General features: G+C 74.0%; 15 protein-coding genes. 6 read left to right on the top strand and 9 right to left on the bottom strand.

The features are described from left to right. Positions 1–137 precede the first annotated feature (137 nt). On the bottom strand, positions 138–443 hold the full coding sequence (locus tag Q0195_RS00520; RefSeq protein ID WP_299273116.1) for an MTH1187 family thiamine-binding protein: 306 nt from the start codon (positions 441–443) through the stop codon (positions 138–140). A gap of 167 nt (positions 444–610) precedes the next feature. On the opposite strand from Q0195_RS00520, the gene Q0195_RS00515 reads away from it, so the two are divergent. After that, entirely contained in the window at positions 611–1,123 is a 513-nt protein-coding gene (locus tag Q0195_RS00515; protein WP_299273113.1) for a pyridoxamine 5'-phosphate oxidase, read from the top strand. A gap of 5 nt (positions 1,124–1,128) precedes the next feature. Here the strand turns inward: Q0195_RS00515 and Q0195_RS00510 are convergent, their stop codons facing one another. From Q0195_RS00510 to Q0195_RS00490, 5 genes are all read right to left on the bottom strand, one after another. Beyond that, entirely contained in the window at positions 1,129–2,775 is a 1,647-nt protein-coding gene (locus Q0195_RS00510; RefSeq protein WP_299273110.1) for a DASS family sodium-coupled anion symporter, read from the bottom strand. Between the two features lie 95 nt (positions 2,776–2,870). Further along, a complete protein-coding gene (locus Q0195_RS00505) occupies positions 2,871–3,515 on the bottom strand; it encodes a nucleoside/nucleotide kinase family protein (RefSeq protein WP_299273107.1) in 645 nt (214 codons plus the stop codon). Next, the gene (locus Q0195_RS00500) at positions 3,512–4,291 is read right to left on the bottom strand and encodes an ATP-binding cassette domain-containing protein (protein WP_299273105.1); all 780 of its coding nucleotides are present in this window, start codon (positions 4,289–4,291) and stop codon (positions 3,512–3,514) included. The genes Q0195_RS00505 and Q0195_RS00500 overlap by 4 nt, the downstream gene beginning before the upstream one ends. After that, positions 4,288–5,295 carry an ABC transporter permease gene (locus Q0195_RS00495; protein WP_299273103.1) on the bottom strand — a complete coding sequence of 336 codons (1,008 nt, stop codon included), beginning with the start codon at positions 5,293–5,295 and terminating at the stop codon, positions 4,288–4,290. The genes Q0195_RS00500 and Q0195_RS00495 overlap by 4 nt, the downstream gene beginning before the upstream one ends. Positions 5,296–5,326: 31 nt before the next feature. Further along, entirely contained in the window at positions 5,327–6,376 is a 1,050-nt protein-coding gene (locus Q0195_RS00490) for a substrate-binding domain-containing protein (protein WP_299273101.1), read from the bottom strand. 134 nt (positions 6,377–6,510) lie between these two features. Between Q0195_RS00490 and Q0195_RS00485 the strand changes: the two genes are divergently transcribed. Continuing rightward, positions 6,511–7,530 (top strand): LacI family DNA-binding transcriptional regulator, encoded by a 1,020-nt coding sequence (locus tag Q0195_RS00485; RefSeq protein WP_299273098.1) that lies wholly within the window; start codon positions 6,511–6,513, stop codon positions 7,528–7,530. Between the two features lie 47 nt (positions 7,531–7,577). Further along, a complete protein-coding gene (locus Q0195_RS00480; protein WP_299273095.1) occupies positions 7,578–8,789 on the top strand; it encodes an MFS transporter in 1,212 nt (403 codons plus the stop codon). Here the strand turns inward: Q0195_RS00480 and Q0195_RS00475 are convergent. Beyond that, on the bottom strand, positions 8,784–9,464 hold the full coding sequence (locus tag Q0195_RS00475; protein ID WP_299273093.1) for a DUF998 domain-containing protein: 681 nt from the start codon (positions 9,462–9,464) through the stop codon (positions 8,784–8,786). The genes Q0195_RS00480 and Q0195_RS00475 overlap by 6 nt on opposite strands. A 113-nt stretch (positions 9,465–9,577) precedes the next feature. On the opposite strand from Q0195_RS00475, the gene Q0195_RS00470 reads away from it, so the two are divergent. Then, positions 9,578–9,937 carry an ArsC/Spx/MgsR family protein gene (locus tag Q0195_RS00470; RefSeq protein WP_299273091.1) on the top strand — a complete coding sequence of 120 codons (360 nt, stop codon included), beginning with the start codon at positions 9,578–9,580 and terminating at the stop codon, positions 9,935–9,937. Next, a complete protein-coding gene (locus tag Q0195_RS00465) occupies positions 9,934–11,124 on the top strand; it encodes a winged helix DNA-binding domain-containing protein (protein WP_299273089.1) in 1,191 nt (396 codons plus the stop codon). The genes Q0195_RS00470 and Q0195_RS00465 overlap by 4 nt, the downstream gene beginning before the upstream one ends. Positions 11,125–11,181: 57 nt before the next feature. On the opposite strand, the gene Q0195_RS00460 is transcribed toward Q0195_RS00465, so the two are convergent. Beyond that, positions 11,182–13,047 (bottom strand): serine hydrolase domain-containing protein, encoded by a 1,866-nt coding sequence (locus Q0195_RS00460; protein ID WP_299273087.1) that lies wholly within the window; start codon positions 13,045–13,047, stop codon positions 11,182–11,184. Between the two features lie 193 nt (positions 13,048–13,240). On the opposite strand from Q0195_RS00460, the gene Q0195_RS00455 reads away from it, so the two are divergent. Further along, positions 13,241–13,963, top strand: a complete 723-nt coding sequence (locus Q0195_RS00455; RefSeq protein ID WP_299273085.1) for a TetR/AcrR family transcriptional regulator — start codon at positions 13,241–13,243, stop codon at positions 13,961–13,963. Between the two features lie 6 nt (positions 13,964–13,969). Here the strand turns inward: Q0195_RS00455 and Q0195_RS00450 are convergent. Beyond that, positions 13,970–14,903, bottom strand: a 934-nt coding sequence (locus tag Q0195_RS00450; RefSeq protein ID WP_299273084.1) for a pyridine nucleotide-disulfide oxidoreductase, incomplete at its 5' end; no start/stop codon positions are given.

The following is a 14,903-nucleotide window of genomic DNA, read 5'->3' as shown; positions in this document are numbered from 1 at the left end:
GAGCCGTCGGTGAGAACTCAGCTGTCGGTGACAAATAGCTCTCCGCGAGAACTCAGCCCCCGGTGACAAGTCAACTCTCGGCGACAAAGGGGGCGAGGGGTCGGACGCGGGCGGTTCGGTGCCGTCCTCGGGCGTCCTTACTCGGGGCGCAGGTGCTGCTCAACGCGCTCGACCTTCGCGCTGAGCTGGTTCTCGTACCCGGGACGCAGGTCGGCCTTGAGGACGAGGCTGACCCGCGGGCTGTGCTCGGCCACGGCCTCGCACGCCCGCTTGATCACCGGCATGACCTCGTCCCACTCCCCCTCGATCGTGGTGAACATCGAGGTCGTCTCGTTGGGCAGGCCCGACTCGCGGACCACCCGCACGGCGTCGGCCACCGCTGCGGAGACCGACCCGTCGGCGGAGTCGGAGACGGTCGGTGCCACCGAGAAGGCGAAGAGCACGGGGAACCCTCCATCGTCGTCGTGGCCCGGGGGCTGGACCGAGCACCCGGGCACCTGTGTCTGCACCGACAGTCTCCCCCACCGGCCCGATGAGTCCGGGACGCCGGGCCGGTCAGCACCTACATCCGAGACACCGACGCCGGACCCCGACTGCCGAGGAGGTACCGATGACCGAGCCGAGGGACGACCTCTCCCGCCTCCCGCAGGGTGACCTTCGCCTGCTCGACACCGAGCTCGCACAGCGTCTCCTCCGCGCCCGCACCCCCGCACGGATCGCCTACACGTCCCGCGACGGCACCCCGCGCGTCATCCCCACCTGGTTCCACTGGACGGGCGACACGCTCGTCATGGCGACCTTCCTCGCCGCACCCCACATCGCCCGCCCGGCGCGCCGGGTGCCGACGCTGCGCCGCCACCCGGACGTGGCCGTCACCATCGACACCGACGGTTTCCCGCCCGAGGTGCTGCTCCTGCGCGGGAGGGTCGACGTCGAGGAGGTGACCGGTGTCGTGCCGGAGTACGCCGCGGCGGCCCGCCGGTACCTCGGTGAGGAGGCGGCGGCCGGGTACCTCGCGTCGATCGACCAGCCGGTCACCCGGATGGCGCGGATCGCGCTGCGTCCCACCTGGGTTGGCCTGCTCGACTTCGAGGAGCGACCGCCGGGCACCTTCGCCGGCTGACCGCGTCAGTAGACGATCTGGAAGACCCACACCGCCAGCGTCATCGTCGTGATGGTGATGAGGACGACGCCGATGAGGTTGAGCCACCAGCCCGCCTTGATCATCTGCGGGATCGTCACGTAGCCCGAGCCGTAGGCGATGGCGTTCGGCGGGGTCGCCACCGGCAGCATGAAGGCGCACGTGGCGGCGATCGCGACGGGGATGGTGGCCAGCAGCACCGGCATGTCGATCCCCATGGCGATGCCGCCGACCACGGGCAGGAACGTCGCGGCCGTCGCGGTGTTGCTCGTCAGCTCGGTGAGGAAGATGACGAGCGCCACGAGCACGACGACGACGAGCAGCACCGGCACTCCCCCGAGCCCGCCGGCGACCTCGCCGATCCAGGCCGTCAGCCCGCTGGAGCCGAACTGGGCCGACAGCGCGAGCCCGCCGCCGAAGAGGATGAGCACGCCCCAGGGCAGCTTGACCGCGCTGTCCCAGTCGAGCAGCCGCACGCCGCGGGCCGAGCCGGAGGGGGTGAGGAAGAGCAGCAGGCCCACGGTCATCGCGATACCGGCGTCGGAGATGAACGGCTCGTCGAAGATCAGCGGGATGGACACCCAGGAGACCGCGGCGAGGACGAACAGCGCGAGCACCCGCTTCTCCCCGCTCGACATCGGCCCGAGCTTGGCCAGCTCCTCGTTCATGAGCTCCCGGCCGCCGGGGATCTGCGTGATCTCCGGCTTGTAGAGCACCTTGGTGAGGAGGAACCAGCAGATGGCCAGGAACACCACGGCCAGCGGCAGCCCCACGACCATCCACTGGCCGAAGCCGATGCTGATGTCGTGGTTCGCCGACAGGTAACCGACGAGCAGCGTGTTGGGCGGGGTGCCGATGATCGTGGCCAGCGACCCGATCGAGGCGGCGTAGGCGATGCCGAGCATGAGCGCGGTCCCGAAGGACGACTCGATGACCTGCTCCTTGGCCTCCGTCGACTCCACGTCGACCTCCTCGGCTGCGCCGGCGCCGGCAGGCGGCCCCTCCTCGCGCAGCTTGGCGACGAGGAGGAGCACCGAGACCCCGATGGGCAGCATCATGACGGCGGTGGCCGTGTTGGACACCCACATGGAGACGAACGCGGTGGCCACCATGAACCCGGCCACGACCATCGCCGGGCTGGTCCCCATCGCCCGCACCGTGACGAGGGCGATGCGTCGGTGCAGGTTCCACCGCTGCATGGCGAGGGCGAGGAGGAAGCCGCCCATGAAGAGGAAGATGATGTTGTTCCCGTAGGAGGCACCGACCTGGTCGACGGTGACCGGGCTGGTCGAGCCGTCCTCCGCCGTCGTCTCGCTGAGCAGCGGGAAGACGACGAGCGGGACGAGGGCCGTCGCGGGGATCGGGATGGCCTCGGTCATCCACCACAGCCCCATGAGCACGGCGGTGGCGGCGGTGACCTTCGCCGAGTGCGCGACGTCGCCCGGCATGACGACGTAGACGAGGACCGCCCCGAGCAGCCCGGCGGCGAGCCCGATGACGCGGTTGCGCCAGGTCCGCGGCGCAGGTGGCTCGGCCCGCTCCCCCGGTGACTTCTCCTCCACCTCCGCGCCGCGGCTCGGGTCCGGCTCGTAACCGCGCAGGTGGTCACCCGGCACGGCGGGTCGCTGAGTCATGACTGCCCCCCTGGTCAGATGTGTTCCGCAGCACACCGTAACGCGGGACCCTGCTCCCGCCCGGGAGACACCCCTCGGCCGGATCGGTGCCCCGCTCAGCCGATGTGGACGACGAGGTCCGCGCGGGCGCGGGTGGCGGCGACGACCTCGGCGTTGCGCTGGTCCGAGCCCAGGGTGCGCTCCCGGGCGGCCTCGGGCGAGCGGCCGTAGCGCTCGTGCCGGGCGATGAGCCGGACGATGCGCAGCTCCTCGTCCTGCTCGACGTACCAGCACTCGTCGAGCAGCGGCCGCACCCCGGCCCAGTCGCCGTCCGCGACGAGCAGGTAGTTGCCCTCGGTGACGACGAGCGGCACCTCCCGCGGCACGGGGACGGCGCAGCCGATCGGCTCCTCGAGCGAGCGGTCGAAGAACGGGGCGTAGACCACCCGCTCGTCGGCCGCCCGCAGCCGACGCAGGAGCGCGACGTAGCCGAGCGCGTCGAAGGTGTCGGGGGCGCCCTTGCGGTCGTGCCGGCCGAGCCGGTGGAGCTCGGCCTCGGCGAGGTGGAAGCCGTCCATGCCGACCAGCCGGGCATCCTCCCCCAACGCCTCGACGAGCTGGTGCGCGAGGGTCGACTTCCCCGCGCCGGGAGCCCCGGTGATGCCGAGGATGCGCCGTCCGCCGCGCGCGACGAGGGCGCGGGCCCGGTCCACGAGCTCCGGCGGCACGCCGAGGTCCGCCCGCCCGCTCTCCTCCCTCACGCCCGCCTGCCCTCCTCGACCGTGGCGGCGCCGGTCATGATCGCCACGACGTCGCCCATCGTCGTCTCCCGGGGACGGACGACGGCGGCGCGGCGGCCGAGGCGGTGGATGTGGATGCGGTCGGCGATCTCGAACACCTGAGGCATGTTGTGCGAGATGAGCACGACGGGCAAGCCGCGGTCGCGGATGCGTCGGATGAGGTCGAGCACCATGCCCGACTCGCGCACCCCGAGCGCGGCGGTCGGCTCGTCCATGATGACCACCCGGGTGCCGAAGGCGGCCGCCCGCGCCACCGCGACGCTCTGCCGCTGCCCGCCGGAGAGCGTCTCCACCGGCTGGCTGACGTCGGGGATGCGCACCCCGAGGGCGTCGAGCTGACGGCGGGCCTCGGTGCGCATCGCGCGGGCGTCGAGCATCCGGAAGAGGCGTCCGGCGATCCCGGAGCGGCGGATCTCCCGGCCGAGGAAGAGGTTGGTGGCGATGTCCAGGGCGGGGGCGACGGCGAGGTCCTGGTAGACCGTCTCGATGCCGCGGGCGCGGGCCTCCAGCGGGGAGCGGAAACTCACCCGCTCCCCGTTCATCCGGATCTCGCCCGAGTCGGGGACGATCGCGCCGGAGAGCGTCTTGATCAGGGTGGACTTGCCGGCGCCGTTGTCACCGACGACGGCCAGCACCTCCCCCTGCCGCAGCTCGAAGTCGGCCTCGACCATCGCCCGCACGTGGCCGAAGGACTTCGACAGCCCGCGGCCCTCGAGGACGGGGACGTCGTCGCTCATCGCGCTGCCCTCCGGCGGGAGACCTGGTCGAGGGAGACGGCGACGATGACGAGCACGCCGGTGGCGACGTCCTGGTAGAGGTTGTCGATCCCGGCCTGGGTCAGGCCCGAGCGCAGCACGCCGACCACGAGGGTGCCGATGAGCGTGCCGATGACGCTGCCCCGCCCGCCGAACAGGCTCGTCCCGCCGATGACGACGGCGGTGATGGAGTCGAGGTTGCCGGTCTGGTAGGCGTTGGGGTCGGCGTTGGGGATGCGCCCGAGGGCCTGCCACGCCGCCAGGCCGTACAGCACGCCGGCGGCGACGTAGACCGACAGCACGGTCCGGCGGGTCTTGATCCCGGTGAGCCGGGCCGCCTCGGGGGCGTTGCCGACGGCGTAGACGTGCCGTCCCCACGCGGTGCGGGTGAGCGCGTACCAGAACACCGCGAAGATGCCCAGGAGCATGAAGCTGCCCCAGGTGATGCGCACCCCGCCGAGCGTCATGCCCTCCCCCCAGAAGCGCAGCAGCCGGTCCTGCACCGGGTAGCTGCGCGACTCGGCGTACAGCCGGGCCAGCGCGTAGGTCACCGTGAGCATGCCGAGGGTGACGATGAACGGTGGCAGCCCCAGCCGGGTGACGAGCACGCCGCTCGTCGCACCGAGGAGGAGCGTGATCCCGATGCCGAGGAGCAGCGCGGTCAGCGGGGAGCCGCCGCCCACCACGTGCTTGGCCATGACGATGGTGCCGAGCACCGCGATCGCGCCGTTGGCCAGGTCGATCCCGGCGGTGAGGATGATGAGCGTCTGCCCCAGCGCGAGCGTCCCGATGACGATCGACTGCTGGAGGATGAGCGAGGCGTTGCCGACGGTGGCGAACGTGTCGGTCGTCACGGTGAAGACGACGACGGCGATGACGAGGGCCCCGAGCGGCCCGATCACCGGGTTGCGCAGCGCGCGGCCGAGCCGTTCGCGTCGCACGACCTCCACCGGCGCCGCCGCACCGGTCACGACGTCGGGTGCCATGGCTCTCCTGCCCTCCCCCGGCCGGCGGCGCTCAGCCCCAGCAGTTCTCCAGGCCCCACTCGGTGCTCTCCGACTCGATCCCCTCGACCGGGTTGTCGGTGATGACGACGCTGCCGGTGTCGACGAACCCGGTGGGCATGTCGCCCCCGTTCGCCGCGGTGATGATGGCGTCCATGCCCTGCCGGACCATCTCGGCGGGGAACTGCATGACGGTGGCGGCGTACTTGCCGTCGGCGACGTCCTGCACGCCCTGGCAGCCGCCGTCGATGGACCCGATGACCACCTGGTCGGTGAGGTTCTGCGCCTCGAGCGCGGCATAGGCGCCGCGGGCGGCCGGCTCGTTGATGGTGTAGACGGCGTTGACGTCGGGGTTGCGCTGGAGCAGGTTTTCCATCGCGGTCTGGGCGTTGTTCTGGTCGCCCTGGGTGTTCTCCATCCCGAGGATGGCGGGGTCACCCTCCTCGATCCCGAAGCCTTCGAGGAAGCCGTCGTGGCGGAAGGTGTCGACCGTGCCGCCGGCGGTGCCGTCGAGCATGATGAGCGCCGGGTCCTGGTCGCCGAGGGCGGCGCGCACGTAGGCACCCTGCAGCCGCCCGGCCTCGAGGTTGTCGGTGGCGAAGGTGGCGTCGACGGCGTCCTCGGGGTCGGTCGCGGTGTCGAGGGCGACGACGACGATGCCCTGGGCGCGGGCCTGCTCGATCGCGCCGAGGAGGCCGGTGGAGTTGTTCGGCGTGATCATGATGCCGTCCACGCCCTGGGCGATGAGGTCCTCCATGGCCTGCACCTGGCCCTCGTTGTCGCCGTCGAAGGCGCCGGCGAGCGCGGTGAGCTGCACCCCCTGCTCCTCGGCGTACTCCGCGGCCACCTCGCGCATGGTGACGAAGAACGGGTTGGTCTCGGTCTTGGTGACCAGACCGATGCTGATGTCCCCGCCGCCACCGCCCGCGTCGGTCGTGCCGCCGTCCCCGCCCTCCGGCTCGCCGTCGGAGCCGCAGGCCGCGAGCGTCAGCGCCCCGACCGCGACCACCGCGGCGGCGAGTCGCCGGTGGGCCCTGCCGGACGTGCGTCGAATGGTTCCCATGACGTGCCCCCTTGCATCGACTGTGTCCCACGTCACTGCGTTGTCCCCAGAGTGAACCAGCGCTACGCTCCGCACGCAAGCGTTTGCGCAAGCGTTTTCGTCGGGCCGGGCCCGTCCCGGGGGAAGTGGGTCGCGTGGTCACCATCGCCGACGTCGCGCGCCGGGCCGGGGTGTCGACGGCGACCGTGTCGCACGTGCTCAACGGCACCCGCCACGTCGCCGAGCGCACCCGCCGGCGCGTGCTCGAGGTCGTCGCCGACCTCGACTACGTGCCCAACCGCCAGGCCCGGTCGCTCGTGCGGTCCAGCACCCAGCAGCTCGGCGTGGCGATCTCGGCGCTCACCAACCTCTACTTCGGCACCGTCGTGCACGCGATGGAGGCGGCGGCGTCGGCGGGCGGCTACACCCTCATCCTCGCCGACACCCACGAGGACCCGGAGGTGGAGGAGAAGGTGGTCACCGCACTGCGCGGGCACCGGCTCGACGGCCTGCTCCTCGCGCCGTCGAGCGGGGCCCGGCCGCTCCTCGACCGACTCGCGCGCACCTCGCTGCCGACGGTGCTCGTGGACCGGGCGGCCGACCCCCGCTTCGACTCGGTGTGCACGGAGAACGTCGAGCCGATGGCCCATCTGGTCCAGCACCTGGCCGAGCTCGGCCACCGGCGCATCGCGATGGTCTCCGGCATGGCGGGGCTGACGACGACCGACGAGCGGGTGGCGGGCTACCGGCTCGGGCTGGAGCGGGCCGGGCTCGCCGTCGACCCGCGGCTCGTGGTCTCCGGCGGTTCGGACGCCGACCTGACGTACACCGCCGTCGGCGCCCTGCTCGACGCGCCGGACCGGCCCACCGCCGTCGTCGCCGCCCAGAACGCCATGGTCATCGGCACCATGCGCGCGCTGCGCGACCGGGGGCTCGACGTGCCGCAGGACGTCGCGCTCGTCGGGTTCGACGACTTCGAGTGGGCCGACGTCTTCTCCCCGCGGCTCACCACGGCGGCGCAGGACGCCGAGCAGATCGGCAGCCGGGCGGTGGAGCTGCTGCTCGAGCGGATCGCCGACCCGGACCTCCCGCCCCGGGCGGTGCGGGTGCCGGCCCAGGTCATGCACCGCGACTCGTGCGGCTGCGGGCTCACCCGGGGACGGCACGGGACGTAGCCCGGACGGCCGGTGGCCGTCCGCGCCCGCCCGCCTACAGTGGCCGGGTGGCCGCCGACCAGTCCCCCTCCCCCGTCGGCCTGCGCCCACCCGACCGGCAGTACCGGCGGGCGCTGCTCGCCCTCGGCGCCACCGGCATCGCGGCCTTCGCCATGGTGTACGTCGTCCAGCCGCTGCTGCCCCTCGTCTCTGCCGACCTCGGCGTCAACGCGACCCGGGCGAGCCTCCTCGTCTCGGTCGCGACGTTCGCGATCGCCGTCGCCGTGCTGCCGCTGGCCCGGTTGTCGGAGCGGCTGGGCCGGGGCCGGACGATGGTGCTGGGGCTGGGCTGCGCCGTCGTCGCAGGGGTGGGGGCGGCCCTGGCGCCGGGCTTCGGGCTGCTCCTCCTCGCCCGCGGGGTGCAGGGTGCGGCGCTGGCCGCGGTGCCGGCGGCGGTGCTGGCGTGGGTGGCGGAGCACGTCGCGGCCGGCTGGGTCACGCGTGTGGCGGGGCTGTACATCGCCGGGACGACGGTCGGCGGGATGGGCGGGCGCGTGCTCGGCGGCGTCGTCGCCGACCTCACGACGTGGCGGACGGCGCTGCTCACCGTGGCCCTGGTCTGTGCGGCCCTGACCGCGGCGGCTGCGCTGCTCCTGCCGCGGGGTGGACCACCTCCACGGTCGGCGCCACGCACCGCGGCCGAGCGGACGCCCACCGCGGACGGGCGGGGTCGCGGTGCTCGGCTGCGCGTCTACCTGTTGGGCGGGCTCGGCATGGCGATGTTCGTCGGTGTCTACAACGTGTTGGCCTACCGGACCCACGCCCCGCCGTTCCTCCTCGGCACCGGACTGGGCTCGATGTTCTACCTCAGCTACCTCGCCGGGACGGCGACGTCGTCGTTCGCCGGGCGGCTCGAGCGCCGCGTCGGGCTGCGCACGACCACGCTCGTCGGGCTGGGGGCATGCCTGGCCGGGGTGCTGCTCACCGTGCCGGACTCCCTCGTGCTCATCTGGCTGGGGCTGGCGGTCCTCGCCGCCGGGTTCTTCATGGTCCACGCCGTCGCGTCGGCGAGCTCGGCGCGCCTCAGCCCGCGGCCGTCCGACGGCTCGGGGACCTACACCCTGGCCTACTACCTCGGCTCCTCGATCGGTGGTGTGGTGCTCGGGCAGGCGTGGGAGGCCGGGGCGTGGGGCGGCACGGTCCTCACGGCGACGGCGGTGCTCGCCGTGGCCGGGCTCGTCGCGGCCGGGCTGCCGCGCCGGGTGCCCACCGCGTCATGAGTCCGCATCGTCGTCACGGCGGGCGATGACGGGGTGCGGGACGGCGCGATAGGCGGCCACCGAGGTCGTCATGAGCCATGCCCAGGTCACGAGCACGGCCACCCAGATGAGCCAGACACCGGCGGGTCGGGTGGCGAGGGCCGCCCCCGCGGCGAACGCCAGGGCGATGACGACCCCCGCGACCCGCGACCACGTCGCTGCGGGCGAGCCTCGGCGCGCGAGCCGACCGCCCGCGAGCACGGCCGCCGTCGCCATGCTGAGGAACCCGACCGCACCGAGGGCGAGGTGGGCCAGACCGGCCGCCGTCGCCTCACCGGTGCCCTCACCCGGTGGGTAGTGCGCGCTCGGGTCGGGCGGGAGGACAGCACTGAGCACGAGGCAGGCGCCGAAGATGCCGACGAGCACGGCCACCGCCCGCGGCGTGCGCGGTGTGCGGGCGAGCCCCATCCCGGCGACCACGCTCATCAGCCCGGACAGCACGAGATTGAGGGCGTGGAGCCACCCGAGGTCGCCGAGCAGGAGCAGACTGAGGGCATCCCGCGTCAGGTCGAAGCCGGACCGGGTCAGCGCGAGGACCACACCGAGGACCAGGTAGAACGGCCCCGCCACCACACCCCATCCGAGCATCGACCGGGTCACCGCCGCCCCGCGGTCGAAGTCCGCCGCGCCGTTCATCGTCGCCCTCCTTCGGGTCGGCTCCCGGTGCGGCGGGCGTCGTGACCGCGCCGGCCTTCCGTCCCCATCGTCGCACCGACCCCACCGGGTGCGCCGCCCGATACTCTCGGCGCATGGCCGAGCTCACCGTCTTCCACAACCCGCGCTGCTCCACCTCCCGCCATGCGCTCGACGCCGTCGAGCGCGCCGGGGCCCAGGTCGAGGTGGTCCAGTACCTCAAGCAGCCCCTCGACCGGACGCAGCTGCTCGACCTGCTTGCCAAGCTCGAGGACCCGCCGGCCGACCTCGTGCGCAAGGACGCGCACTTCGCCCAGCTGGGCCTTGCCGCGGAGGACTACACCACCCCCGAGCAGGTGGCCGCCCTGCTCGCCGAGCACCCGCGGCTCATGCAGCGCCCCGTGCTCGTGCGTGGTGACCGTGCCGTGATCGGGCGGCCCAAGAGCCGCGCCGAGGAGTTCATCGCCGGCGCATGAGCATGCGGCACATCGACGACGCCGAGCGCCGCAGCCGCCTCGCGGTGCGCCACGGCCTGCACCCCGACCACCGCCTGGCGGACCCGCTCGCGGCCACCCGCGCCATGACGGTGCTGCACGCCACCGAACCGCCGACCGTGCACCTGTCGGTCCGGGCACGGACCGCGGGGGTGTCAGCCGATGACGTCGAGCACGCGCTGTACGAGGAGCGCAGCCTGGTCAAGCAGATCGCCATGCGGCGCACCCTGTTCGTCTTCCCGCGTGACCTCCTGCCGGCCGCGCTGGGCAGCGCCGCCGCCCGGGTCGCCGCGGAGCAGCGCCGCCTCATCACCCGCGACGTGGAGAGGCACGACGTCGCCGAGGACGGCGCCGCCTGGCTGGAGGCGGCGACCCGCGCCGTCCTCGCGCACCTGGCCGGGTCCGGTCCCCTCTCCGCGCGCGAGCTGCGTGAGCAGGTCCCCGAGCTGACCGGCACGTTCACCGTCAGCCCGGAGAAGAGGTACGGAGGGACGTTCCAGATCGCCCCGCGGGTGCTCACCGTGCTCGGCGCCGAGGGGCGTATCACGCGCGGCAGGAACGCCGGGCACTGGCGGCTGGGACGGCCCACCTGGACGCTCACGGAGGCGTGGCTCGGGGAGCGGCCCGAGCCGCTCGGCCCCGAGGAGGGGTACGCCGAGATCGTCCGCCGCTGGCTGCGCACCTTCGGGCCGGGCACGCTGGAGGACATCCAGTGGTGGCTCGGCTCCACCAAGACAGCCGTGCGCGCCGCCCTCGCCGCGGTCGACGCCGTGGAGGTGGGGCTCGATGGGGGCCGCACCGGCTGGGTGCTGCCCGACGACCTCGATCCGGTGGAGCCGCCCGGCCCGTGGGCGGCACTGCTGCCCACGCTGGACCCGACGACCATGGGCTGGAAGGGCCGCGACTTCTACCTCGACCCCGCCGACGTCCGCTACCTCTTCGACACCAACGGCAACGCCGGCAACACCGCGTGGTGGGACGGGCGCATCGTCGGCGCCTGGGTGCAGGACGACGACGGCGTGGTCCACGTCGTCCTGCACCGCGACATCGGTGCCGAGGGCCGGGCGACGCTCGACGCGGAGGCCGCGCGTCTCACCGAGTGGCTCGACGGGGTGCGCATCTCCAACGTCTACGCCTCCCACCTGATGAGGCAGGCGCGGCTGCCCTGACCGTCGCCGGGTGCTCAGGCCGGGGCACGGACGCTGACGCGGCGGCGCCGGGGGCCGTCAGAACATCGGCAGCGCCCAGGTGACGAGCACCCCGGACATCGCCAACCCGACCAGCGCGGCGGGTACCACGGCCACGCGGCGGGTGGTGGTGGTGAGCCGCCGCCACCGGGCCACCGCGCGGACCAGCCAGTAGGCGCCGAGCACGAGGACGGCGGCGGTCGTCACCCGCAGCCCCCACACCGCGGCGCCGTCGGCGGGCAGCCAGTCGGTGGAGCCGGTGAGCAGCGGGGACAGCACGTACAGCGGGGTGACCACGGTGAGCGCAACCGCGCCGAGGGACCAGCCGAGCGCCGCCGGGCGGCAGACCGCAGTCGCCACGGTCCGCCCGCGCCGGCGGCGGACCGCGGCCCGCACCGCGCCGACGAGGGCGACACCGGCGAGCACGACGGTGCCCGCGACGGCCGGGACGACGAGCCGCTGGTCGGCCCACCACGGGGCGGGCACGAGCGTCTGCTCGAGCATGCCGCGGTCGCCGAGGAGCAGGAGCACCGTGCCGTCCTCCGCCTCGACGCCGGCGACGCACCCGTTCTCGTCGCACCAGCGGCCGGGTGTCTGCGTCGGGGCCAGGGTCCGGTCGCCGAGGCGCAGGTCGTCGCCGTCGGCGCTGACCGCGACCTGGCCGAGGAGGGTGCGCAGCGCCAGCTCGGGACCACGGGCGCCGAAGAGGCGCTGGTGGAACGCCCCCACCGGCGCGACCGGCTGCCCGGCGGCCGCCCAGTCGGGCGTCACGGCGGTCCGGCCACCGGCGGGCAGCGGGTCCGCGGGGGCCAGGCCGGTGCGCACCGTCCAGGCCGCGACGGTGTCGAGGACCTGTGAGGTGAGGTCGGCGGCCGCCGCGTCCTCGGTGGTGACGGCCGTGAAGACCCCGATCTCCGCGTCGGGGACGAGGGCCAGCCAGGCCAGCCCGTTCGCGCCGGCGTGCTCGAGCACCCGTGCCTCGGATCGCCAGGACTCGAAGAAGACCTGGGTGTGCCCGCCCCCGCCGTGCGCGGGGCGCACGGCCACGGTGGTCGCCTCGTCGACGACGGCGGCGGGCAGCGCGTCCTGGTCGGGGTCGAGGAGGGTGTGGAGCAACGCGGCGGCGTCGCGGGCGGACCAGGTGAGGCCGGCCGCCGGGCGCTCGGCCACCGGGGGCCAGTCGGTGCTGCGCCAGCCCGCGCCGTCGCGGGTGGCGAGGGCGACGTCGCCCGGTTCGTCGCTCGGGCCGTGGAAGTCGGCCGTCGTGGCGCCGACCGGGTCGAGCACCCACTGGGCGACGGCCTCGTCGAAGCTCGCGCCGGTGGCGTCCTCGATGGCCAGCCCGAGCAGCGCGTGGCCGTGCAGCGGCGAGTAGTGCAGCCCGATCCCCGAGGGGTCGCGCAGCACCGGCGTGTGCTTCTCCAGGGCACGGCGCAGGTCGGTCGGGTCCACGTCGGCGGGGTCGGGGTGGAAGAGCACCGACTCCGCGAGTCCCGCGTGGTGGGTGAGCAGGTGACGCCCGGTGACCGGCGTGCGGGTGGCGCGTTCGTCGCGCACGGGCAGGTCGTCGCGGATGTCGGCGTCGAGGTCGAGCAGGCCCTCGTGGTGGAGGGTGAGCGCGGTCAGCGAGGTGACGACCTTGGAGACCGAGGCGACGGGCGTGCGGGAGTCCGGCGTGAGCGGGGTGCCGGTGGTCGGGTCCGCCTCGCCCCACGTCTCCAGGACGAGCGGCCCGTCCGGGCCGACGACGGCCACCATGAGCCCCGGCGTCGTGTCGCCCACGTGCTCCGTGGCCAGGGCGTCGAGCTCCGCGCGCAGGGCCGCGACGTCGTCGGCGGCGGCCGTCGTGGGTGTGACGGCGGGAGCGGGGTGCAGGGTAGGGGCGGCGGAGGTCGGGACCGCCACGGCAGCGGGCACTGGCGTCGGGGCCGCCGCCGCAGTGGCGGGGGCGAATGCGCCGAGGACGAGGGCGGCGGCGGTCAGGCCGGTGCCGAGAGCGGGGAGGACGCGTGTTCGAAGCAGGTGGGAGGGATGCACGGCGACCTTTTATAACACAGGCGTATTAGGATGCCGTCGTCGGCTGACTGGAGGAGGGGGTATGCCGCGGATCGTCGACCACGAGGCGCGGCGCGCGGAGCTCGTCGGGGCGGCGCTGCGCGTCATCACCACCGAGGGGTTCGCCGCGGCGTCGGTGCGGCGGGTGGCCCACGAGGCGGGTCACTCCCCCGGCTCGCTGCGCCACTACTTCCCCCGCCAGGAGAGGCTCATCGAGGCGGTGCTCGCCGAGGTCACGCAGGTGGCGGCGGCCCGGTTGGTGCCCCTCGTCGTGGCACTGGAAGGGGCCGGGCGGGACGAGGTGGTCGACGCCGCGTGCGCGCTGCTCGAAGGACTGCTCCCGCTGGACGCGACACGCGCCACGGAGTGGTCGGTGTGGAGCGCGCTGGTCGACCCGCCGGCCGTGCCGGAGGGGCTGGAGCGGTGGCGGCAGGCCGGGTGGACGGGGACCCGGCACCACTGCCGCCACGTGGTGCGCCGCCTCGCCGAGCCCGAGGCGGCGCCCGCCGCCGCGCCGTCCGTCTCCGCCACCGGCACGCCGTCGCGCTCCCCCGCCGTCCCGAGCGTCCCCGACGCGGAGCAGATCCTGGCGGGCACCGAGGGGCTGGCCCCGCTGGCCGACCCGGCCGCGGAGGCACGGGCGGGGGTTCTGCACGCGGTGGTGGACGGTCTGTCGGTGCAGCTCATGACCCAGCCCGGCGAGCTCTCCGCGGCGCAGGCTCGGCGGGTGCTGCGGCAGGCCGTGGTCGACGTCGCCGGGCGGTGAGGCGGGCTACGCCATCCCGGCGAGCTCGGCCATCCTGGCGCGTCCCGGCGCCATGGACGTGCGCAGCCGGTCCCGGACCGCGGCGAGCGCGACATCGTCGGTGAAGTCGGCCGGGGCGTGGGTGGGGTTGAGCGAGGTGCGCTCGGCCCACGCCTTGATCGCGGGGTCCTTGCTGAAGGCGGCGCTCGACCGCCCGCCGATGACCTGCATCTCCAGCCAGTCGAGCGGGGTGTCGGAGTAGGGCGTGGGCCGACAGAGCCGGTTCTTCTCCTCGTCGGACTCGACGGTGGCCTCGACGAAGCCGGCGAGCGCGGCGCCGAAACAGGGGAAGCCGGTGCGGATCGGCTGCAGGGTGATGGCCTGCGGTGTCCAGATCGGCACGAGCGGCGGGTACTTCAGCCCGGAGGCCGCGCAGTGGACGACGAGCGCGTCGGTGGCGATGGGGACGGTGCCGTCGGTGAGCACCATCCGCCCGCGCTCGACGGCGTGGACGTGCCCGAGCCGCACGACGTGCTCGATCCTGCGCAGCTGGTCCAGCTCCCACTGCGCGAGCGTCGGCGTCTTGGCCATCGTCGGGACGACGGTGGGGTCGATGCGGAGCAGCACCCCGCGCGCCTCCAGCCCGAGGAAGAGCTCGTCGATGGAGTCGGCCGCGGCGGCGACCTCCATGATGTCGGCGGCCATCCCGAGGAAGATCGCCTGGTTGGGCTGGACGACGGCACGGTTGAGCATCCACGGCTCCCGCGGACGCACCCAGCTGATCGCGTCGGGGTCGACGCCGTTGCCGAGCAGCCAGACGCACGCGTCGGTCGCGGTCTTGCCCGAGCCCACGACCACGTACTGGGACGGGGCCTGCTCGACGTCGACGAGGTCGTTGACGGGGATGACGCGGGCACCGTCCACGGTGAAGGGCGGTGGGGTCTCGGCGGGGATGGAGGGG

This window comes from uncultured Georgenia sp., assembly GCF_937958535.1.
GTDB lineage: Bacteria > Actinomycetota > Actinomycetes > Actinomycetales > Actinomycetaceae > Oceanitalea.
This window is presented reverse-complemented; position numbering and strand designations above follow the sequence as displayed.